This window comes from Falsibacillus albus, from assembly GCF_003668575.1.
GTDB lineage: Bacteria > Bacillota > Bacilli > Bacillales > DSM-25281 > Falsibacillus > Falsibacillus albus.
Map to the genome: position 1 here is coordinate 128,122 of NZ_RCVZ01000005.1, position 21,333 is coordinate 149,454.

At 45.3% G+C, this 21,333-nt stretch carries 19 protein-coding genes; 2 read left to right on the forward strand and 17 right to left on the reverse strand.

What is annotated here, in order from left to right; translation table 11 throughout:
- The 4 genes from gmk to D9X91_RS09250 all read right to left on the reverse strand — a co-directional run bounded on the left by gmk (window position 1) and on the right by D9X91_RS09250 (window position 4,588).
- Entirely contained in the window at window positions 1-615 is a 615-nt protein-coding gene (gene gmk, locus D9X91_RS09235; protein WP_121680321.1) for a guanylate kinase, read from the reverse strand.
- A gap of 11 nt (window positions 616-626) precedes the next feature.
- A complete protein-coding gene (gene remA / locus D9X91_RS09240; RefSeq protein ID WP_121680322.1) occupies window positions 627-890 on the reverse strand; it encodes an extracellular matrix/biofilm regulator RemA in 264 nt (87 codons plus the stop codon).
- 60 nt (window positions 891-950) lie between these two features.
- Window positions 951-1,826 (reverse strand): YicC/YloC family endoribonuclease, encoded by an 876-nt coding sequence (locus tag D9X91_RS09245; RefSeq protein ID WP_121680323.1) that lies wholly within the window; start codon window positions 1,824-1,826, stop codon window positions 951-953.
- An 83-nt stretch (window positions 1,827-1,909) separates the two neighbouring features.
- On the reverse strand, window positions 1,910-4,588 hold the full coding sequence (locus D9X91_RS09250; protein WP_121680324.1) for a cation-translocating P-type ATPase: 2,679 nt from the start codon (window positions 4,586-4,588) through the stop codon (window positions 1,910-1,912).
- A gap of 819 nt (window positions 4,589-5,407) precedes the next feature.
- Between D9X91_RS09250 and D9X91_RS09255 the strand changes: the two genes are divergently transcribed.
- The gene (locus tag D9X91_RS09255; protein ID WP_121680325.1) at window positions 5,408-7,114 is read left to right on the forward strand and encodes an Rqc2 family fibronectin-binding protein; all 1,707 of its coding nucleotides are present in this window, start codon (window positions 5,408-5,410) and stop codon (window positions 7,112-7,114) included.
- A 37-nt stretch (window positions 7,115-7,151) separates the two neighbouring features.
- Here the strand turns inward: D9X91_RS09255 and pyrE are convergent, their stop codons facing one another.
- The 13 genes from pyrE to D9X91_RS09320 all read right to left on the reverse strand — a co-directional run bounded on the left by pyrE (window position 7,152) and on the right by D9X91_RS09320 (window position 21,055).
- Window positions 7,152-7,784, reverse strand: a complete 633-nt coding sequence (gene pyrE / locus D9X91_RS09260) for an orotate phosphoribosyltransferase (RefSeq protein ID WP_121680326.1) — start codon at window positions 7,782-7,784, stop codon at window positions 7,152-7,154.
- Window positions 7,765-8,502, reverse strand: coding sequence for an orotidine-5'-phosphate decarboxylase (pyrF, locus tag D9X91_RS09265; RefSeq protein WP_121680327.1), 738 nt, complete (start codon window positions 8,500-8,502; stop codon window positions 7,765-7,767). Before pyrF ends, pyrE begins: the two co-directional genes overlap by 20 nt.
- Window positions 8,474-9,415, reverse strand: a complete 942-nt coding sequence (locus D9X91_RS09270; RefSeq protein ID WP_121680328.1) for a dihydroorotate dehydrogenase — start codon at window positions 9,413-9,415, stop codon at window positions 8,474-8,476. The genes pyrF and D9X91_RS09270 overlap by 29 nt, the downstream gene beginning before the upstream one ends.
- On the reverse strand, window positions 9,412-10,191 hold the full coding sequence (locus D9X91_RS09275) for a dihydroorotate dehydrogenase electron transfer subunit (RefSeq protein ID WP_121680329.1): 780 nt from the start codon (window positions 10,189-10,191) through the stop codon (window positions 9,412-9,414). The genes D9X91_RS09270 and D9X91_RS09275 overlap by 4 nt, the downstream gene beginning before the upstream one ends.
- Window positions 10,188-13,400: a carbamoyl-phosphate synthase large subunit gene (gene carB / locus D9X91_RS09280; protein ID WP_121680330.1), complete on the reverse strand. Its 3,213-nt coding sequence runs from the start codon at window positions 13,398-13,400 to the stop codon at window positions 10,188-10,190. The genes D9X91_RS09275 and carB overlap by 4 nt, the downstream gene beginning before the upstream one ends.
- The gene (locus D9X91_RS09285; protein WP_121680331.1) at window positions 13,393-14,484 is read right to left on the reverse strand and encodes a carbamoyl phosphate synthase small subunit; all 1,092 of its coding nucleotides are present in this window, start codon (window positions 14,482-14,484) and stop codon (window positions 13,393-13,395) included. The genes carB and D9X91_RS09285 overlap by 8 nt, the downstream gene beginning before the upstream one ends.
- The gene (locus D9X91_RS09290) at window positions 14,481-15,767 is read right to left on the reverse strand and encodes a dihydroorotase (protein WP_121680332.1); all 1,287 of its coding nucleotides are present in this window, start codon (window positions 15,765-15,767) and stop codon (window positions 14,481-14,483) included. The genes D9X91_RS09285 and D9X91_RS09290 overlap by 4 nt, the downstream gene beginning before the upstream one ends.
- A gap of 24 nt (window positions 15,768-15,791) precedes the next feature.
- Window positions 15,792-16,679: an aspartate carbamoyltransferase catalytic subunit gene (locus D9X91_RS09295; RefSeq protein WP_121680457.1), complete on the reverse strand. Its 888-nt coding sequence runs from the start codon at window positions 16,677-16,679 to the stop codon at window positions 15,792-15,794.
- 424 nt (window positions 16,680-17,103) lie between these two features.
- Window positions 17,104-18,429, reverse strand: coding sequence for a solute carrier family 23 protein (locus D9X91_RS09300; protein WP_121680333.1), 1,326 nt, complete (start codon window positions 18,427-18,429; stop codon window positions 17,104-17,106).
- 150 nt (window positions 18,430-18,579) lie between these two features.
- Window positions 18,580-19,122 (reverse strand): bifunctional pyr operon transcriptional regulator/uracil phosphoribosyltransferase PyrR, encoded by a 543-nt coding sequence (pyrR, locus tag D9X91_RS09305; protein ID WP_121680334.1) that lies wholly within the window; start codon window positions 19,120-19,122, stop codon window positions 18,580-18,582.
- A gap of 197 nt (window positions 19,123-19,319) precedes the next feature.
- Window positions 19,320-20,231 (reverse strand): RluA family pseudouridine synthase, encoded by a 912-nt coding sequence (locus D9X91_RS09310; RefSeq protein WP_121680335.1) that lies wholly within the window; start codon window positions 20,229-20,231, stop codon window positions 19,320-19,322.
- Window positions 20,197-20,691 carry a signal peptidase II gene (gene lspA / locus D9X91_RS09315; RefSeq protein WP_121680336.1) on the reverse strand — a complete coding sequence of 165 codons (495 nt, stop codon included), beginning with the start codon at window positions 20,689-20,691 and terminating at the stop codon, window positions 20,197-20,199. The genes D9X91_RS09310 and lspA overlap by 35 nt, the downstream gene beginning before the upstream one ends.
- 76 nt (window positions 20,692-20,767) lie before the next feature.
- Complete coding sequence (locus D9X91_RS09320; protein ID WP_121680337.1) at window positions 20,768-21,055, reverse strand: hypothetical protein; 288 nt, start codon at window positions 21,053-21,055, stop codon at window positions 20,768-20,770.
- Window positions 21,056-21,114: 59 nt separating this feature from the next.
- Between D9X91_RS09320 and D9X91_RS09325 the strand changes: the two genes are divergently transcribed.
- On the forward strand, window positions 21,115-21,300 hold the full coding sequence (locus D9X91_RS09325) for a hypothetical protein (protein WP_148709060.1): 186 nt from the start codon (window positions 21,115-21,117) through the stop codon (window positions 21,298-21,300).
- The last annotated feature ends 33 nt before the right edge of the window (window positions 21,301-21,333 follow it).

The window sequence follows — 21,333 nt, forward strand, 5'->3', positions numbered from 1 at the left end:
TTATTCTACCTCCAACATTTTTTTATAGCGTTTTTCAACTCGTTCCCTGCGGCAATGCTCAGCTTGAACGATGGAATTGATTTTTTCAACGGCGGTGGCCACTTCATTATTCTCAACGACATAATCATATAAATTCATCATTTCAATTTCTGAGCGAGCAGTGTCCATCCGGTTTCGGATTAATTCTTCGGATTCAGTACCCCTTGTGACAATGCGGTTTTGGAGCTCCGATAAGCTCGGCGGAGCAAGAAAGATGAATAATCCATCCGGGAATTTATCCCGTACCTGCTTTGCGCCTTGGACTTCAATTTCCAAGAATACGTCGTTGCCGTCATCCATTGTCTCTCTCACATAATCCACTGGCGTACCATAATAATTACCCACATACTCAGCATATTCCAAAAGCTTTCCTTGCTCGATCAGGGACTCGAATTCCTCCCTTGACTTGAAGAAATAATCTACTCCATCCACTTCCCCTTCACGAGGCAGCCGTGTTGTCATAGAGATGGAATATTCAAATTTTGTATTTTCCTGTGAAAAAATTGCCTTTCTGACGGTTCCTTTCCCAACACCTGAAGGTCCTGAAAGAACAATTAACAAACCCTTTTCTTTCATGAAATTATGTCCTACCCTTCTTCATTTATATCTTCTTTATCTGCAAGACGATGCGCGACGGTTTCCGGCTGGACCGCGGAAAGAATGACATGGTCGCTGTCAGTGATGATCACGGCTCGCGTTCTGCGCCCGTAGGTCGCATCAATCAATGATCCTCGGTCGCGGGCATCTTGGATAAGCCGTTTGATTGGGGCGGACTCTGGACTAACAATGGAAACTATTCGATTTGCGGAAACAATATTGCCAAATCCGATGTTTATTAGTTTAATGGACATGTTGTTCCTCCGATCAATAATAATCTAGTTTGACCGTCAAACGGCCGTTTTAATCAATTATCATTCAATATTCTGAACTTGTTCTCTCATTTTCTCCAAATATGTTTTCAATTCCACAACAGTATGAGAAATATTCGAGTCATTTGCCTTTGAGCCGATCGTATTCACTTCCCGATTCATTTCCTGAATCATGAAATCCAGCTTCCGCCCAATCGGTTGCTTCTGATCTAGCGCTTGTCTGAACTGTGCAATATGGCTATCAAGCCTTGTCATTTCCTCACTGATGTCCGACTTATCCGCAAATATGGCGAGTTCGGTCATGATCCTTGCCTCATCGATTTCCCCGTTCATCCACTCCGACACTTTTTTCTCGAGTCGAGCCTTATATTTCTCCGTAACCGCAGGTGCATACTCCTTCAGCTTCTTGAGCTCAAGATTGAAGGCCCGTAACTGATGAAGCAGGTCTTTTTTCAATGCCTGCCCTTCTGCAGCCCTCATTTCAGACAGTTTTTGCACTGCACCGTAGACGGCTTCCAGCACGAGTGAATCGATCATTTCATTCTCTTCTTCCATTTCTTCAATTGAAATAAAATCCGAACGATTGATTAAATCCTTAAGATCAATTTCAGTATGTACGTTGAAGGTATCCTTGATTTTATTTACTAATTGATAATAATCCTCTAATAGTTCCCAGTCAATATGCAACTTCCGTTTCACTAAACCTTCGCCTTCGAATGCTATGAAGACTTCCGTTCGGCCACGTTTCACGATATCGCCGATGTTCTTCTTGATTTTTTCCTCTATGCTCAATAATTGCCTTGGCATACGAATATTAAATTCACAGAAACGATGATTCACAGATTTCATTTCAACTGTAACCGCATATTGCGACGATTCTGCCCTTCCACGGCCAAACCCCGTCATACTCATCACCATTCGTGATCACATCCATTTCGAAAGAAAGCTAAAAAGAAAAGGCAATAGAGCAGCCTCTATTACCTTTAGGATTATACCATAATTCAAGTCTTTTTTCTTAAATAAAATGATCCAGCTAATAAAAACGTAGGGATTGCGCTCATTCCAATTATCAATAGCCAATCTCTCATGATGATCGGGACTGTATGGAAAATGGGCTGCAATGCCGGGGTATAGATGACAATAAGCATCAAGAGCAATGAAGAGATGACGGCCCCCACTAAGTACCAATTTCCAAACGGATTGCGGGCAAAAACCGACTTCTCGCTTCGGCAGTCAAATACATGGATCAATTGAGCCAGGACAAGCGTGGCAAACGCAATTGTCTGAGCATACGCCAATTGATCTGGATTTCGATGGTAGATGGTCACGAATGCCATCAAAGTGGAAACCCCGATTAAGAAGCCCCTGGAAACCACCTTCCAACCAAGCCCTCTTGCAAATACGCCTTCTTTGTGATGCCGCGGCTTCCGTTTCATTACATCTTCTTCAGGTTTATCGAGACCCAGCGCCATGGCTGGAAGTCCATCCGTCACTAAATTCACCCATAGAATCTGAATAGGAACGAGTGGAAGCGGAAGTGCCAGAATCATGGCAAACAGCATGACAAGGATTTCGCCTACATTCGAAGCCAATAAGTATCGGATGAACTTTCTAATGTTTTCATATATGTTCCTGCCCTCTTTGATCGCTGCTTTAATCGTGGCAAAATTATCGTCCAACAAAACAAGTGCGGATGCCTCCTTCGCAACATCCGTTCCGGTAATCCCCATTGAAACACCGATATCCGCGGTTTTGATGGCAGGTGCATCATTGACACCATCCCCCGTCATCGCGACAATATGCCCTCGATTTTGCAATGCCTTCACAATCTTCAGCTTGTGCTCCGGCGACACCCTGGCAAAGACGGAGACTTGTTCCACTTCTTCCTCCAGCTCTTCAACCGTCATCTCATTCAATACTTTACCTTCGAGGACTTTTGCATTTCCTTTTATTATCCCGAGCTGTCTGGCAATCGCCTCTGCGGTGATGGCATGGTCCCCTGTAATCATCACGGTTTTGATCCCTGCATCCCTGCATTCTTTCACTGCTGCTTTAACCTCGGGACGAGGAGGATCGATCATTCCTTGGAGTCCGATAAAGGTCAGATTCTTTTCAGCTTCTGATTCATGCAATATGATCGTTTTGGAATCTATCGGCTTGAATGCAATGGCTATTGTCCTGAGCGCCTGCATTGCTAGCCCTTCGACCGCATCATTCACTTTTTCCCTGGACTCTCCTCCCAAATGCTGAAGCCTGCCTGTCCATAATATAGACTCACTTACACCTACAATGACATCAGGTGCGCCTTTTGTGATGACAAACCTTTTCCCGTGCTGATCCTTAATGATCATGCTCATCATTTTCCTTGATGAATCGAAAGGAAACTCCTTTTCAACCGTAAATTGCTTTAATAGGTTCTCCCTTTTTAATCCTGCTTTCATGGCAGCCACAAGAAGGGCTCCTTCCGTCGGGTCTCCGTCAATGATATAATCATTTTCCTTCTGTTTCAGCTCTGCATGATTGCATAATGCCCCAAATGTCAACAGCTGCTGCAATTCCTTGGAGTTCCCAGGCAATACTTTATGATCCCTTTGATAAAATTCACCTCCTGGATGATAGCCGGTTCCTGTCACATTCCACGTTTGACCGCTGCTCCATATATGTGTGACGGTCATCTTGTTCTGGGTCATGGTTCCGGTCTTATCCGAACATATCACCGAGGCACAGCCAAGTGTCTCAACAGCTGGTAACTTTCTGACAATCGCATTCATCCGGATCATACGCTGCACCCCAAGCGACAAGGCAACTGTGACGATCGCTGGAAGACCTTCAGGGATCGCTGCAACAGCTAATGAAACACCAGCCAAAAACATCGTATATAAATCATGCCCCTGTATGACTCCAATGGCCACAACCAAGGCCGTTAACAATAAGGCGAAAGTGATGAGGATTTTCCCCAGCTGTTCAAGCCGCCTTTGAAGCGGAGTGACCATCACTTGTGCATTCTGCAGCATATGGGCGATCTGCCCCATCGCTGTTTTCATCCCGATGGAGGTGACCACGCCGATCCCATTTCCGCGCGTCACCATCGTCCCCATGAAAGCCATATTTTCCAAATCGCCCAGGCTTACATTTTCACCCGCTACAATATCGACCTTTTTGGATACAGGCAATGATTCGCCTGTCAATGCCGATTCCTCTATTTCAAGATTATTCGATTCGATTATCCTCACATCAGCGCCGATTCGATCGCCGCTCGAAAATTTGATTACGTCCCCCACAACTACTTCTTTAGAGGTTATTTTCAGCCAACCTCTATCCCTGAGGACATACACCTGCGGAGCAGACAGCTCTTTCAATGCATGAAGGGACTTTTCTGCCTTCCGTTCCTGAAAAAAGCCTAAAAACCCATTAATCAGAACGATGGCGATAATTGCAATCGCATCAATATATTCCCCCAGCAGCCCCGAAATCAACGTTGCCGCCAATAAAACAAGCACCATAAAATCTTTGAACTGGCTGAAAAAAAGCAATAACGCCGACTGCTTCTCCCCTTCATCTAGCTCATTCCAGCCAAACTGTTTTCGCCGGTTCTTTACTTCCTCTTCCTGGAGCCCACATTGAAAATTCGTATTCAAGGCCTTTTCTACGTCTTTTTCCCCCATCTCATGGTACTTCATCCAACCAACTCACTCTCCTCTTTCAAACCAGAAGTTGTCCTTCCCATATAGCAAGCATATTCAGCCAACAAAAGAAAAATGATATAATGTTGAAAGAAAAGCGGAGGCGGCTTGGTCAGAGGCGAAGAGATTGGACCGTAGCACCGCGAGATAAAGGAAACACGAAGAGCGGATAACGATTCGATGTTGACTTATCGTAAGGGGAATCCTGAAGTCTGCTAGTCGATAGCCTCCGGAGCTGGACAACATGGAGCGCCGGCTATGTTCGCCACGTCCTGTGGCAACGCCTGCACTAGTACATCCTGTACGTCGAAGCGAAGGCGGCTTGACCATCGACAAAGAGCAGGGAACTTAAGTTGAGGTGCGGCAAATTCTGTTGATTAGTGTCGATTGGCCGATATTTGACTGAAATCGGCCGATATATTTAAATTTAGACCGATATATGTGCTGAATCGGCCGATATAATCAAAATTAGACCGAAAAACCCGTTAAACTGGCCGATATATTACATTTCTGAACATTATTTGGACAGAAGAGATCGAAAATATCCCAGCAGACGTCATTTTTAAATAAAAAAACGTCTTTTTCAAACTGAATCCCTAAAAATCACAAGATTCCAGCAGCAAATCAGCACTTACGGTTATTTACTAAAAGATTGTTGTTTTAAAAGTATTTTATGATCAAAGCAAGAGCGGCAGATGCTAACCAAGGCGAGATCCTGCAGCAGATATCCCCCTTGCCCAATGTTTGATATAAAGCAGCAATCTTACGTAAAGAGCCTTCTAAATTAATCATATAAATAGAAAAGGATGTTCATTAATGTCATTTGACGGATTATTTACAAGGGCCATGGTCCATGAACTCTCACAGACGATCAAAGGCGGGAGGATCAATAAGATTCACCAGCCATATAAAAACGAAATCATCATGGTCGTCCGGTCAAACGGGAAAAATCATAAGGTTTTGCTCTCGGCCCACCCGAGCTATTCACGGGTGCAGCTCTCGGATGCAGCTTATGACAACCCGTCCGAACCCCCAATGTTCTGTATGCTTTTACGGAAGCATTTAGAAGGTTACATTTTGGAGGATGTCAGGCAAGTAGGGCTCGATCGGATCATTATCTTTGATGTAAAAGGCCGAAATGAGATAGGTGATTTATCCTACAAGCAGCTGATTGTGGAAATAATGGGACGGCACAGCAATATCATCCTGATCGATAAAACAAAAGGAATGATATTGGATAGCATCAAGCATGTTTCCTATGCGGTGAACAGCTATCGGGCAGTGGTCCCTGGGCAGGAATATATCCTCCCTCCCCAACAGGACAAAATGGATCCTCTAGAAGCAGCAGAGGAGGATGTCATCAGAAAATTGGATTTTAATTCGGGAAAAATGGACAAACAAATTGTTCAGCATTTCTCTGGTGTTTCTCCACTCTTGGCCAAAGAGATTCTATTTCGGTCCAAGCTCGCAAATATAAAGACACTCCCAGCTGCTTTTATGGAAATCATGGAGAAGATTAAGAAATATCAATATCGGCCTGCAATCACCCTAGCCGAGAGCAAAGAGGCATTTTATCTCTTCCCGCTTGAACACTTAAACGGCGAGGACAAATCCTTTCCTACACTCGGCGAAGTGCTCGACCGCTTTTATTTCGGAAAAGCTGAACGCGATCGTGTGAAGCAGCAAGCGCATGATTTGGAAAGGTTCATGAAGAATGAACGGGATAAGAACGAAACGAAGATCGAGAAGCTCAAAAAAACATTGCATGATGCAGAAAATGCGGATAAATATCAATTGTACGGTGAACTGCTGACAGCAAACCTTTATGCGGTCCATAAAGGAATGGAGTCGATCGAAGTCTCGAATTATTACGATGAAAACGGAGGAACCATCTCCATCCAACTCGATCCGCTTAAAACTCCTTCTGAAAATGCACAAAGCTATTTTTCAAAATATCAAAAAGCCAAAAAAGCCATTGTCATCGTTCAAGAGCAAATAAAAAAAGCGGAAGATGAGATTGCCTATTTTGAAGCACTGCTGCAGCAAATCGAGTCAGCTTCCCCACGGGATATCGAGGAAATCAGAGAGGAGCTGGCAGAGGAAGGCTATTTAAGACTGAAGCAAAAAAAAGGCAGCAAAAAGAATAATTCTAAGCCACAGCTGGAAAAATACCTCTCTTCCGATGGAACTGTCATTCTAGTAGGAAAAAATAACAAGCAAAATGATTATTTGACCAATAAAGTGGCTGGACGAGATGACATATGGCTGCATACCAAGGACATCCCGGGCTCACATGTAGTGATTCGGAGCCAGGACCCAAGTGATGAAACCATCCTTGATGCCGCTCAGCTTGCTGCCTATTTCAGCAAAGCCAAGGAATCGGGCTCAGTCCCTGTCGACTTCACTCAAGTAAGGCATGTAAAAAAACCGAATGGCGCCAAGCCTGGATTTGTCATATATGACAACCAGCAAACCGTCTACGTCACTCCTGATGCAGATAAGATCCTCGCGCTGAAAGCATAAAAAAGGGACCGCACCGAGCGGCCCCTTTTTTATCGCATTACACCAATTTGCTGCCCCAACCTGCCGGATCTTCTCTCCACTGCTTCAATTCCTGCACATCTTCTTCCCGGATTTCGCCTAGCTTCAATGCAGTTTCTAGCAGGCTTGTATAGTCGGATAGCGAATGATAGGTAATTTGATGCTGTTCAAGCTGTTCCTTTCCCTTTGCCAGTTCATAAGAAAAGATGGATACGACACCCAGCACTTCACACCCCGAATCTCTTAAGGCGTTCACGGCTGTGATGACGCTCCCTCCAGTTGAAATCAAGTCTTCCACCACTACCACTTTTTGGCCAGAAGAAACCTTGCCTTCAATTTGATTTCCCTTTCCATGCCCCTTTGCTTTTGAGCGGACGTAGCACATCGGCAGATTTAATATGTCACTTACCCAAGCCGCATGTGGAATTCCTGCTGTTGCCGTACCTGCTATCATCTCGGCTGCAGGAAATTCTTCGGAAACCAAATTGCTGAGCCCTTTGGCGATTTCCTTGCGCAATTCAGGATAAGAAAGAGTCAGCCTGTTATCGCAATAAATTGGCGATTTTATCCCTGATGACCATGTGAATGGATCGTGCGGCTTCAGCGAAACCGCATCTACTTTTAATAGTTGTTCAGCTATATAATTTTTCATTTTCAATTTCCACCATCCATTCATCTTTGATTTGTTCATATGCCATCCTCGGGTTGCTTTTCTTCGTGATCGACCTGCCCACAACGATCGCCGCGGCCCCGTTCTTTCGGGCTTGTGAAGGTGTCATGACCCTGAGCTGGTCATTTTTATCGTCTTCAGCCATACGGATGCCTGGAGTCACGCACATAAATCGATCTGTTGTTGCAAGGAGTATATGTTTGGCTTCTTGCGCCGAACAGACAACGCCATCGAGCCCAGCCTCGTGCGCCTGCTTGGCATAATGAATGACAGATTCCATTAGCGTTGCTTTGATTAACTGACCATATTGCATCTCTTCCTCGGAAGTACTCGTCAGCTGGGTGACCGCAATCAGCTTCGGCCTCTTTTGCCCGATGGAAGTCCCATCTTCCAGCCCTTTTAATGCAGCTTCCATCATTTTCTTTCCGCCTGCTGCATGGACATTCACCATATCCACACCGAGGCGTGCAAGGCCTTTCATCGCTTGATAGACGGTGTTTGGAATATCATGAAGCTTTAAATCAAGGAAAATTTGATGACCCTTTTCCTTTAAAAATCCGATGATTTGCGGACCTGCTTGATAGTAAAGTTCCATGCCGACTTTTACATACAAAGGCTCGTCAGAAGTGAAGGTTTCCAAAAAACAGACCACTTCGTCCATACTAGAAAAATCAAGCGCGATGATAGGCTTTTTGATCATCGGTTTTCCAGCTCCTTCCGGTTAGATCGCTAATATGGTTCACTCCAATTTCATCCAAAAGTGATGGCAGTTCATCAATGATGGATGGACAGATGAATGGATCGACGAAGTTGGCAGTCCCTACTGCTACAGCACTTGCGCCGGCATAAAAATATTCGATTACATCTTGTGCTGTCTGGACGCCTCCCATTCCGATGATTGGAATGCCCACTTTCTGGCTCACTTCATAAATCATACGGATGGAAACCGGCTTGATCGCTGGCCCAGATAGTCCGCCAGATTTATTGGCAAGGATCGGTCTGCCTGTTTTCAGGTCCAGTCTCATTCCTAACAAGGTGTTGATCATCGTGAGTCCATCGGCTCCGCCTTCTTCAACTGCTTGCGCCATCTCGACAATGTTCGCGACATTTGGCGAAAGTTTCACATACACAGGGGCAGATGACACTTCTTTGACACGGCTTGTCAGCTCCTTGGCAATTTCCGGAGCCGTACCGAAGGCGATTCCGCCCGTTTTTACATTCGGACAGGATATGTTGAGCTCCAGTGCATGGACATTAGGTGCGGTGGAAATTTGTTTCGCCACCTCCACATAATCCTCCGTCATTGACCCCGCTACGTTTGCGATGATCGGGACATCATACTGCTCCAGCCATGGAAGCTCTTCATCCATGACCTTTTTTAGTCCAGGGTTTTGAAGACCGATGGCATTCAGCATCCCACCGGAGGTTTCGGCCACCCTTGGCGTAGGATTTCCAAACCGAGACGTCAAAGTCGTCGCTTTGATCATGATGGCGCCAAGTTTGCTTAAATCATATAGCTGGCTGAATTCACGTCCGAATCCAAAACATCCCGATGCAGGCATAATCGGATTTTTAAGCTTCAGTCCCGGAAGCTCTATGCCGAGTCGATTCATAATACGACCTCCCCTATTGGAAAAACGGGCCCGTCGCTGCATACTTTGCGGTAAGCTGATTGTTCGGGATCATCCTTTACGGCACAGACGCATGCAAAGCAAGCGCCAATACCGCAGCCCATCCTTTGTTCAAGCGACAAGTAAGCACGCTTATCACGGAACCTCTCTTCCAATGCTTTAAGCATCGGGGTAGGCCCGCACGCATAAAGCACATCGAAGTCAAACTTCAATTGATCCAATATATTTGTTACAAACCCCTTTGTCCCTACTGTTCCATCCACACTTGCAGCATACGTATCCCCAAGTTGTGAGAATTGGTCGATATAAAAAGCGGAGGATTCATTTTGGAAGCCCAAAACATGGACAACATCCATATCACCTTCAAGGAGTCTGTGTGAAAGTTCGTATAATGGCGGAACCCCAATACCGCCTCCGACCAATAGCGCTTTTTTCCCTTTCATATTTTTCTCAATCGGGAACCCATGTCCCAGCGGCCCCAATACATCCACCTTATCCCCGATTTGTTTTTCCGATAAGAGCTGAGTTCCTTTCCCCTCAGCTCTATAAATCATCGTAAATGCTTGTCTATCAGAATGTATTTTCGATATGCTAATCGGCCTTCTCAATAATGGATCTATTCCTTCCGAAACTCTTAAATGCACGAACTGTCCCGGCTCAACCATCTGGTCGACAAGCTGCCCCTCAAGTGTAAGTTCATATATGCTGGCAGCAATCTCCCTTTGGCAAGTGATGGTCATTTTCTCCTGCTTGATCATGAACGAATCACCTTGTTCGTTTCCAAAAATTGCGGCATGGATTCTGCAGAAAACGTCATGGATTCTATCACCCTTAATATCGCTTCCGCTGTGTCCAGTGATGTTAAGCAAGGAATTCCGTTTTCAACGGATTCCCTTCGGATTCTAAATCCGTCGCGCTGTGGCTGTTTCCCTTTCGTCAGGGTATTGATGACGAGTTGAGCATCTCCTTTGCGGATGACATCGAGAAGGTTCGGGCCTTCTGAACCCAATTTGTCAACAACCTTCACCGGTATGCCGGCTTGCTGTAAATGTGCTGCGGTTCCGCTCGTAGCAAGAAGGTGGTAGCCGATATTCACGAACCTTTTTGCCAGCTGAAGACCTTCTTCCTTATCCTTGTCCGCAATGGTCATCAAGACAGATCCGTAATCCTTCACCTTCATCCCTGCCGCTACCAAGCCTTTATACAGGGCTTTTTCAATCGTACGGTCTTTCCCCATTACTTCACCTGTTGATTTCATCTCCGGCCCGAGCGTGATATCGACTCTTCTTAATTTGGCAAATGAGAACACCGGCACCTTGACATAAACATCTTCACTTTCCGGAAGAAGCCCTGTTTGATAGCCTTGATCAGCCAGCTTTTCTCCTAAGATCACTTTCGTCGCCAAGTTAGCCATCTTTACCTTCGTAATCTTGCTCAAGAATGGGACCGTACGGCTCGAACGCGGATTCACTTCCAAGACGAATAATTCACCTTTTGAAATGACGTACTGAATATTGAGGAGCCCGATGATATTAAGTCCCTTTGCCAGCCTTGCCGTATAGTCTGCGATGTTTTTTTTCATTTGGTCAGTCAACTGCTGTGGTGGATAGACGGCGATGGAATCCCCGGAATGGACACCTGCTCTTTCGATATGCTCCATGATTCCCGGAATGACGACGGTCTCTCCATCTGAAATGGCGTCAACCTCAATCTCCTTCCCGAATAAATAGCGGTCAATTAAAACAGGGTGTTCCGGATTGACCTTTACCGCATTTTTCATATAGTGAAGCAGCTCTTCTTGTTCATAGACGATTTCCATTGCCCTTCCGCCAAGGACATAGGATGGCCTCACTAATACCGGGTAGCCGATTTCCTCTGCGATCTGGACAGCTTCCTCTACTGAAACTGCCGTTTTCCCGGCAGGCTGTGGTATCTTCAGCTGTGATAAGGTTTTTTCGAATTTATCCCTGTTTTCGGCACGATCGATATCCTCCAGGGATGTACCAAGGATCTTGACTCCCCTTTTGCTTAACTCCGAGGCAAGATTGATGGCCGTTTGCCCGCCAAATTGTACAACAACTCCTTCAGGCTTTTCCAAATCAATTACATGCATGACATCTTCAATGGTCAGTGGTTCAAAATATAATTTGTCAGAGATGCTAAAGTCAGTGGAAACCGTCTCAGGGTTATTGTTGATGATGACGGCTTCATATCCGGCTTCCTTGATCGCCCATACAGAATGGACAGTCGCGTAGTCAAACTCCACACCTTGGCCGATGCGGATCGGACCTGAACCCAGAACCACAATTTTCTTTCGTGATGAGGAGATTGATTCATTTTCTTCCTCGTATGTCCCATAAAAGTATGGTGTTTCAGATTCGAATTCAGCTGCACATGTATCGACCATTTTATATACAGGCATAAGATCGATTCGTTTTCTCCACTCATACACTTCAAGCTCTTCACATTCCCATAGATGTGACAATATATAATCCGTGAATCCGAGCCTTTTTGCCTCTAGTGCAATGTCTTCATCAAAAGGATGGTTTTGCACATGCTCTTCAAATTTGATGATTTTGCTGAATTTATTTAAGAAGAACAGGTCGATTTGGCTCCATTCATGGATGGTTTCAATCGATGCGCCTCTTCGAAGGGCCTCGCCGATATAGAACAGCCGCTCATCTCCAGCCTTCCTGATTCGTTTTTCCATCAATTCATCCGATATTTGCTTTGCATCATTCAGTTCAAGGTGATACACATTGCTTTCCAATGAACGGATGGCCTTGAGGATCGATTCTTCAAACGTTCTTCCGATCGCCATGACTTCACCGGTTGCTTTCATTTGTGTCCCCAGGTTTCGTTTGGCCGATTCAAACTTATCAAATGGCCAGCGGGGAATTTTGGTGACGACATAGTCCAAGGCAGGTTCGAAGCATGCATACGTTTTTCCCGTTACGGGGTTCATCATTTCATCAAGTGTCAAGCCGACCGCTATTTTTGCTGCAAGTTTTGCAATCGGATAGCCCGTTGCTTTCGAAGCCAATGCAGAAGATCGGCTTACACGCGGATTCACTTCGATGATGTAATAATTGAAGCTATGCGGATCAAGCGCCAGCTGTACGTTGCAGCCCCCTTCAATCCCCAAAGCTCGGATTATTTTCAGAGATACATTGCGAAGCATTTGATATTCGCGGTCGCTTAACGTCTGGCTTGGTGCTACAACAATCGAGTCGCCTGTATGAATGCCGACAGGATCGATGTTTTCCATGTTGCAGACCACAATGGCATGATCGCCTGCATCTCTCATAACCTCGTATTCTATCTCTTTAAATCCTGCAATGCTTTTTTCAAGAAGGCATTGGGTCACCGGGCTATTTTTCAACCCGCTTCCTGCGGTTTCAATCAATTCTTCCCTCGTTTCGCAAATACCGCCGCCTGTTCCTCCCATTGTAAATGCAGGACGGACAATGACCGGGTATCCCACTCGTTCAACGAACTGAAACGCTTCTTCCAATGTATGAATGATTTCACTCTCTGGTACAGGTTCATTGAGCTCATTCATAAGTGTTCGGAATAAATCCCTGTCTTCGGCTTGCTGAATGGCATCAAGTTTCGTTCCAAGAATCTCCACTCCGCATTCCTCTAAAACGCCGGCGTTGGATAATTCCACTGTTAAATTCAATCCTGTCTGTCCGCCAAGCGTCGGCAGGATGGCATCTGGCCTTTCTTTACGAATGATCCGGCTGACAAATTCCAGTGTCAAAGGCTCGATATAGACGGCATCTGCTACTTCTGTATCCGTCATGATCGTTGCGGGATTGGAGTTGACCAAGACGACTCGGTATCCCTCCTCCTTCAAAGCCAGGCAAGCCTGCGTCCCCGCATAGTCAAATTCCGCTGCCTGCCCGATGATGATTGGACCTGATCCGATGACTAGTATACTGTGAATATCTTTTCGTTTAGGCATGTTGATGCTCCTTTCTGTTGTTGGCTTCCACCATTTCAATAAAGCGGTCGAATAAATAGTTCGCATCTTCCGGTCCCGGCGACGCTTCGGGATGATATTGGACAGTAAAGGCTGCATAGTCCTTGTGCAAAAGCCCCTCGATTGAACCATCGTTCAAGGCAGTATGCGTCACTTTCAACCGTGTCCCTTCGATGGATTCTTCTCTAACCGAGTAGCCGTGGTTTTGGGATGTCAAAGCGATTTTTCCCGTTTCCAAGTCTTTCACAGGATGATTGGACCCCCTATGGCCGAATTTCATCTTATACGTATCCGCTCCGCATGCGAGTGCGAATAATTGATGCCCCAGGCAGATTCCGAAAAGAGGGATCTTGCCCAAAATTTCTTGAATCATGTTGTTGCCTTCTTCCACATCCTTTGGATCCCCCGGACCGTTCGAGAGCATGATCCCATCCGGGCTAAGCGCCAAAATATCCGCTGCTTTTGTATGGTATGGAACGACGACCACATCACATCCGCGCTTGTTCAACTCTCTTAAAATCCCATGCTTCATCCCATAATCGACAAGTACGATTCTCTTTCCTCTCCCTGGACTTCTATAGGAAGTCTTCGTAGAAACCTGCTTCACTTGATCTGTCGGCAGTGAGCTTGATTTCAATTGTTCAATCACCTTTTCCGGCGACTGTTCAATGCCGCAGATCGCCCCTTTCAATGTTCCATATTTCCTGATGATCCTTGTCAGCTGTCGTGTATCAACACCAGCAATCCCCGGGATGTTTTTCAGTTTCAAAAATTCATCAATGCTCATTTGATTGCGCCAATTTGACGGAAAGTCAGCTGCTTCCCTTACGACGAAGCCTTTTACCGCTGGCTCAACTGACTCGAAATCATCGCGGTTGACCCCATAATTTCCGATAAGAGGATACGTCAAGGTGACGATTTGACCGCAGTATGATGGATCAGTCAGTATTTCTTGGTAGCCTGTCATACCGGTATTAAAAACAACTTCTCCTACTGAATCTCTGTCGCTTCCAAAAGCTTCACCTATCAAGACGGTGCCATCTTCCAATATTAGTTGTCTTTTCATGCTTGAACACGCTCCTCTTTCCAGATCATTTCTCCATTCACAAAAGTAGCTGTCGGCCATCCTTTGCAATTCCATCCTTTGAATGGTGTATTTTTTCCTTTTGATAAAAAGTTTGCTGGATCAATCTTTGCTGTTTTATTCAAATCGATTAATGTGATATCTGCTCCTTCCCCGATATCAAGCTTTCCATAAGGAAGCTTGAATGCAAGGGACGGCTTGATCGTCAGCCATTCAATCAGCTGCTTCAGTGAGCAAAGTCCTTTTTCCACCAAATTCGTATATAAAAGCGGAAATGCCGTTTCAAGACCGACAATGCCGAATGGTGCCTGCTTCATTCCCTCTGCTTTTTCTTCATCCGTATGCGGAGCATGATCCGTTGCAATGAAATCGATCGTCCCGTCAAGAAGGCCTTCAATCAATGCTTGACGGTCCTCGCTGCTCCTCAATGGTGGATTCATTTTGTAGCTTGCATCGTCACCAGGTATATCCTCTTCACAAAGAAGCAGATGATGGGGCGTCACTTCTGCCGTCACATTGATCCCTGCTTTCTTGGCATCCCGTACGACCCTGACAGATTCCTTGGTTGAAATGTGGCATACATGATAATGGCAGCCAGAAGCTTCTGCCAAAAGGACGTCCCTTGCAATATGAACGGATTCGCAGATGGATGGTATCCCCGGCAGGTCGTATTGTTTGGAAAACTTGCCTTCATGTACGGCCCCACCGTAAATAAGGGAATTCTCTTCACAGTGCGCGACAATGCTCATGTCCAATGCAGCGGCCTTTTGCATGGCCTCATACATCATCGAGGCTGTCTGCACACCGACGCCATCATCGGTGAAAGCAAATGCACCTTCCCTCTTCAAACCTTCCAGATCCGTCATTTCCCTGCCAAGCTGCCTGATTGTAATCGACCCATATGGAAGGACCCTTACACTCGCTTTTTCTTGAATTTTCTCCATTAAATTCTTCATTTGCTCAGGATGGTCAGGGACTGGACGTGTATTCGGCATCGCAGCGATCGTGGTGAATCCGCCTTTGGCAGCTGCCGATGTCCCAGTTTCGATCGTTTCTTTTTTCTCGCCGCCAGGTTCTCGTAAATGCACGTGTAAATCGACAAATCCAGCAGAAATGAGCTGCCCTTCTGCATCCCATTCTTTTTCACCTTCATTGGTCAACCGCTCTCCCATTTCAGCAATTTTCCCATTGATTATCCTGATTTCTAATGGCGATAAAGAATTATCCTCATTCAATTTTGCACCGTTTTTGATTAGCAAGTTCATTGCGGCGATCTCTCCTTTGCATTATTAGTTTGTTTCCAATGCCCTTTTTAGAACGGCCATTCTGACAAAGACGCCATTTTTCATCTGTTTGAATATCCTTGAGCGGCCGCATTCCACTAAATCAGAATCGATCTCGACCCCTCTATTGACCGGGGCAGGATGCATGATGATGCTGTTCTTTTTCATTCTTCTTTCCCGTTGTAATGTGAGGCCATATTGTTGATGGTATTCATTCGGACTCAAGTGTGAAGTAGCTCCATGGCGCTCATGCTGGATCCTGAGCAGCATCAGCACGTCGCAGGACTCCACTGCCTCATCCATGCTGCATACTTTCCCGGAGTTCAAATATTCTTGATCGAACCATTCAGTTGGCCCTGAAAAGACGACCTCTGCTCCAAGCTTTTTTAACACCAGGGCATTTGATCTTGCCACACGGCTATGTAAAATGTCTCCGGCGATAGCGACTTTCAATCCATGAAATGTACCAAATTCTTGTTGGATGGTCAGCAAATCCAACAGCGACTGAGTGGGATGCTGGCCGCAGCCGTCGCCGCCGTTCAAGACAGGAATATCTATCTTCCCTACCAGCTCTTCATAAAAGTGGTCTTGGTCATGTCTGATGACAACCGCATCCACCCCGATGGACTCCAATGTCTTGATCGTGTCATAGAGCGTTTCTCCCTTTAAGATGCTTGAGGCAGAAGCTTCAAAAGGAATGACATCCAAACCTAATTTTCTTTCGGCCATTTCGAAGCTGCATTTGGTCCTTGTACTTGGTTCAAAAAATAGGTTTGAAACAAATTTTCTGTCTTTTGGCTCCCACGTTTCACCTAGCGAGAACCGATTTGCTTCATGTAATATTGAAATAATCTCATCTTTGTCCAGTTCTTCCATCGACAGTAAATGCTTCATTGCCGTTTTCATTGCCATTCCTTTCATTCTCCCTTCGTGGTCAAATCATTTCGGCTGCTTCTTATAAAAACGCTCATTTCTAAAAGTTTATTGCTATTCATCATAGGTTGGTGTAAGGTTGATTTCCGCTAAAGGGTCCTCGTTTCGCTGCGGGGTCTCACCTGGTCCGCTGTTCCCTCCGGAGTCTCGTACCTTCCGCTACAATCAACTTCATATGATGAGTTATTTTAAAGAGAACCTGTTAAAAACAACAATCTTTGAGAAAACAGCCTATAAAAAAACACCCTGATCGAGAGGATCAGGGTGTTTTGTGAACAATTTCCTGCAGCATGAATGTAGGGGGATGCACTCCTGCCCTAGAATTTCTGCACTAATTGTTCATACACCCTTGAAAGCCTCTCTGGACTTTTTTTAAAAGGTGGTGCTAGGCGACATGATCGTTTGCATGCTCGCTTTTCTTTATTGAATTTTGATTTTCTTCGAATAAATTATCATCCACTTTTGCCTTGCCTGGAAGTATGAGGTTTAAAAGGACTCCGGCGAATGCGGACAGTGCCATCCCTTGAATCTGAATCCCTTTTATCTGAATCATAGCCCCACCTATTCCGATGACAAGGATGACGGAGGAAATGACAAGGTTGCGTTTATCTCCAAAATCTATTTTGCTGTCAACCAGCATTCTCAATCCTGATGATGCAATGATTCCAAATAAGAGGATGGATACACCGCCCATGACCGGTGTAGGGATTGTACTAATCAAGGCTGTAATTTTCCCTACAAAACCGAAGACCGTAGCTAATACAGCCGCTCCTGCGATGACATATACACTGTATACCCTCGTGATGGCCAGTACACCGATATTTTCACCATACGTTGTTTTTGGCGGTCCGCCGATCAGCGCGGAGATGATGGTTGACATCCCGTCTCCCATTATCGAGCGGTGCAGGCCTGGTTTTTTGATGAAGTCCTTGCCGACAACCTTGCTTAGGACAAGCTGATGGCCGATATGCTCTGAAAGGGTCACGACTGCGACAGGCACCATCAAGGCGATGATTGTTGTGCTTATATGAATTTTGTAATCCACGAAAGGAATCAAGAAGTCTGGTCTTTCAAACCAGCTTGCTTTCAACACAGGCTGAAAATCGACAATCCCGACGAATACTGCATAGATGTAGCCGACGATGATGCCCATCAAGATCGGAATCAAATTGAACATACCTTTGCCGTAGATCGAAAATACGATGGTAGCGGCAAGCGTCACAAGTCCAACCGAGAAATGGAGCATGCTGTATTTTCCGTTTGCCGGGTCATTCATTGCCATCCCCACCGCTGTATTGGCAAGGGCAAGGCCGATGACGATGATGACAGGTCCGACGACCACCGGCGGTAGCAGCCTCATGATCCACTTGTAGCCTGCCTTTTTAATGATCAGGGCAACGATGCCGTATACAATGCCAGCCATGAAGGTTCCGACCATTGCCGCACCGGGGCCCCCGAAATCTTTTGCTGCTATGATCGGTGCGATGTATGCGAATGATGATCCCAAGTATGCTGGCACTTGGCCCTTTGTCACCAAGATGAAAGCAAGCGTTCCGATGCCGCTTGAGATCAGGGCGATGGCCGGGCTCAATCCCACTAAATAAGGTACAAGTATCGTTGCGCCGAACATTGCAAACAAGTGCTGCAAGCTTAAAGTCAGCCATTGTATGGATGAAGGCTTTTCGTTTATGTCCAAAATTGGTTTTGTCATGATTGTTGTCCACCTTTCGATTTCATTAAAAAACCCTTTTTGCTCCAGAAGGTGCAAAAAGGGTAGTCGAGTGCATGTGATAAGTGCACATAGAATCAGAATTTCTCCCTTTTTCAGCCTCTCTGGACTAACATTAAAAGGTCTCGCTATTTACTTATCATATATTGTTACTTGGTCGACAGAATCGGATTCGATCAGTTCGACAACGATCTTTTCGGAACTTGAGGTCGGAATGTTCTTCCCCACATAATCCGCTCTTATTGGCAGCTCACGATGCCCTCTGTCCACCAATACGCCAAGCTGGATTTGAGAAGCCCTGCCAATATCCATAAGGGCATCCATCGCGGCCCTAACTGTCCTGCCTGTATAGAGCACATCATCGATAAGGATGACCTTTTTATCGGTAAAATCTACAGGAATGTCTGTTCCTTTTACTTCTGGCTCGTGATTCTTCGTCTTTGTGGTCAAGTCATCACGATAGAGTGTGATGTCAAGTTCCCCGACTGGAACATGTTCCCCTTCGATTTCCTCGATCCTCTTAGCTAGCCGGTCTGCAAGGAAAATCCCTCTCGTCTTGATCCCGACCAGTACACATTCCTGAACGCCTTTATTGCGCTCGATAATTTCATGTGCAATCCGCGTCAATGCACGCCTGATCGCAGGTTGGTCCAAAACGACTGCTTTTTGTGCCAATTCTATCACCTCGGATGGTTAAATTGTCCTCTAGAAAACGAAAATCCCCTCACCGAAAGATGAGAGGATATAGTTAGCCTTAGCTAAATAGCACTCGAAATTTTCGAGCAGCTGTCCGTTTCCTTCCCAGCCTCACGGGACTGTATTAAAGGTTCTTTATTAAGTTATCCTAAGGATAATATGAAACATGACCGTTGTCAACGATCATGTCGCAATTTGTCCAATAAATTTTGAAAGTCTCCAGGCAACGGGGCTTCAAATTCAATATATTGTTCTGTTCGTGGATGGACAAATCCCAAAACAGCCGCATGCAACGCCTGTCCATTGATCGGCAATGTTTTGCGCGGTCCGTATTTCGGATCTCCTGCCAATGGGAAGCCTATATATTTCATATGGACGCGAATCTGGTGTGTCCTGCCTGTTTCAAGCTCACATTCTACAAAAGAATAGTGGTCAAAGCGCTCCAGTACCCTGAAATGCGTGACAGCATTTTTCCCTTCATCGACGACCGTCATGCTCTGCCTGTCCTGGCTGTCGCGACCGATCGGCGCATCAATCGTGCCATAATCATGAGGGATCACGCCATGGACAATCGCATAATATTTCCTCGTCACTGATTTATCAACAAGCTGTTGAACCAGCCGTTCGTGGGAATAATCGTTCTTGGCCACCATTAAAAGACCGGAGGTATCCTTGTCAATTCGATGGACGATTCCTGGACGCAGTACCCCATTAATTCCAGAAAGATCTTTGCAATGGAGCATCAGGCCATTCACTAAAGTTCCGCTCATATGGCCAGGGGCAGGATGGACGACCATTCCACGCGGTTTATTGACGACGATTACATCCGTGTCTTCATAGTATACATCTAGCTCCATCTCTTCAGGAAGTACGTCCAGCACTTCCGGTTCAGGTATGGTAATCTCGATATGATCGCCACTCATGCATTTATAATTTGGCTTTACCTTTTGCTGGTTGACTTTGACAACGCCTTCCTTGATCCATGCCTGCACCTGAGTTCTGGACCATTCTTTATCGATCGAAGAAATCACCTTGTCGATTCTTTCGCCTTGTTCATTTTCCTGAATGCTGTGTTCCACTTTCTCCATACGATTTCTCCTTCGTTTCTCTCTCTTCTTTGAACATGTAAATCATCAGCAATATGACGCCGACAGTCAAAGCCGCATCTGCAACATTAAAGATCGGAAAATCATAACTGAAAATATATGTATCAATAAAATCCACGACTTCATGCCTGATGGCTCTATCAATAAAATTTCCGATCGCCCCGCCGAGCATCAATCCTAAACTCATCCCTAAAAGGGGCTTGCCTTTTGCGTGCTTCTGTATATAATATACGATTCCGATGATCACCACTACGGTGATTAAATAAAAGAACCACATTTGCCCCTGGAGGATTCCCCATGCAGCACCTTGATTTCGGTGGCTCGTAATATACAAGAAGTGATCGATTACTTTAATGCTCTCATGATATTCCATCTTATTGGCGATGATCCACTTCGTTGCTTGATCTAATAGTAATACAAACAAAGCGACAATATAATACACAAAGGCAACCTCCGAATTCTAAATGAAATGATTACCTTTGCATTTTAGCACATAAAAGCTGTCCGAACAACGAATCTTACGGGGAAATGGGCAATCGGGATTTCCCATACTTTGCTTGAATGGACGTCCATTCATCTTTCGTTCTGATTGTGGGTAAGAAATGGATCATTTCAAAAGGAATCAACTCTCCGCTCATCTCACATATTCCAAACGTACCTTTTTCCCATTTTTCCAAGGCGTATGCAACATCCAACTTTTCTTGTTCAATGAAATGACGTACCAGCACATTTGAAGTTTGATGGGCTTCCAAATCCAAATGGGCTTGTTTCAATTGTCGATATACCTGCTGCTTTTGGTTGTCCATTCATGTTCCCTCCTTGGGAGTATGTTTCCCGAAATAGAAAGAAGAAGGAAGCGAAAGTATTGTTAAAGGTAACAAATAATGGACCTGTATCCACAGCTGCTCATGAAAATCCCTTGTCATCAAGTGCGCCGGAAATTTCTTTTCAAAAATTAGCCTATCCTTCCAAGAAAATATTGTTGATTTTCGCTATAGGGTGCTGGCTTCAATTAACCTGTGATGATGAATTTTTATCAGTTCAAACATAAAAAAACAGAGTGTGTATCCTTACCGGATACACA

What these genes read in the sequence shown, in the direction of transcription:
- gmk (WP_121680321.1), bottom strand. Translation starts at nt 615, where the DNA reads ATGAAAGAAAAGGGTTTGTTAATTGTTCTTTCAGGACCTTCAGGTGTT.
- remA (WP_121680322.1), bottom strand. Translation starts at nt 890, where the DNA reads ATGTCCATTAAACTAATAAACATCGGATTTGGCAATATTGTTTCCGCA.
- D9X91_RS09245 (WP_121680323.1), bottom strand. Translation starts at nt 1,826, where the DNA reads ATGGTGATGAGTATGACGGGGTTTGGCCGTGGAAGGGCAGAATCGTCG.
- D9X91_RS09250 (WP_121680324.1), bottom strand. Translation starts at nt 4,588, where the DNA reads ATGAAGTACCATGAGATGGGGGAAAAAGACGTAGAAAAGGCCTTGAAT.
- D9X91_RS09255 (WP_121680325.1), top strand. Translation starts at nt 5,408, where the DNA reads ATGTCATTTGACGGATTATTTACAAGGGCCATGGTCCATGAACTCTCA.
- pyrE (WP_121680326.1), bottom strand. Translation starts at nt 7,784, where the DNA reads ATGAAAAATTATATAGCTGAACAACTATTAAAAGTAGATGCGGTTTCG.
- pyrF (WP_121680327.1), bottom strand. Translation starts at nt 8,502, where the DNA reads ATGATCAAAAAGCCTATCATCGCGCTTGATTTTTCTAGTATGGACGAA.
- D9X91_RS09270 (WP_121680328.1), bottom strand. Translation starts at nt 9,415, where the DNA reads ATGAATCGACTCGGCATAGAGCTTCCGGGACTGAAGCTTAAAAATCCG.
- D9X91_RS09275 (WP_121680329.1), bottom strand. Translation starts at nt 10,191, where the DNA reads ATGATCAAGCAGGAGAAAATGACCATCACTTGCCAAAGGGAGATTGCT.
- carB (WP_121680330.1), bottom strand. Translation starts at nt 13,400, where the DNA reads ATGCCTAAACGAAAAGATATTCACAGTATACTAGTCATCGGATCAGGT.
- D9X91_RS09285 (WP_121680331.1), bottom strand. Translation starts at nt 14,484, where the DNA reads ATGAAAAGACAACTAATATTGGAAGATGGCACCGTCTTGATAGGTGAA.
- D9X91_RS09290 (WP_121680332.1), bottom strand. Translation starts at nt 15,767, where the DNA reads ATGAACTTGCTAATCAAAAACGGTGCAAAATTGAATGAGGATAATTCT.
- D9X91_RS09295 (WP_121680457.1), bottom strand. Translation starts at nt 16,679, where the DNA reads ATGAAGCATTTACTGTCGATGGAAGAACTGGACAAAGATGAGATTATT.
- D9X91_RS09300 (WP_121680333.1), bottom strand. Translation starts at nt 18,429, where the DNA reads ATGACAAAACCAATTTTGGACATAAACGAAAAGCCTTCATCCATACAA.
- D9X91_RS09310 (WP_121680335.1), bottom strand. Translation starts at nt 20,231, where the DNA reads ATGGAGAAAGTGGAACACAGCATTCAGGAAAATGAACAAGGCGAAAGA.
- D9X91_RS09320 (WP_121680337.1), bottom strand. Translation starts at nt 21,055, where the DNA reads ATGGACAACCAAAAGCAGCAGGTATATCGACAATTGAAACAAGCCCAT.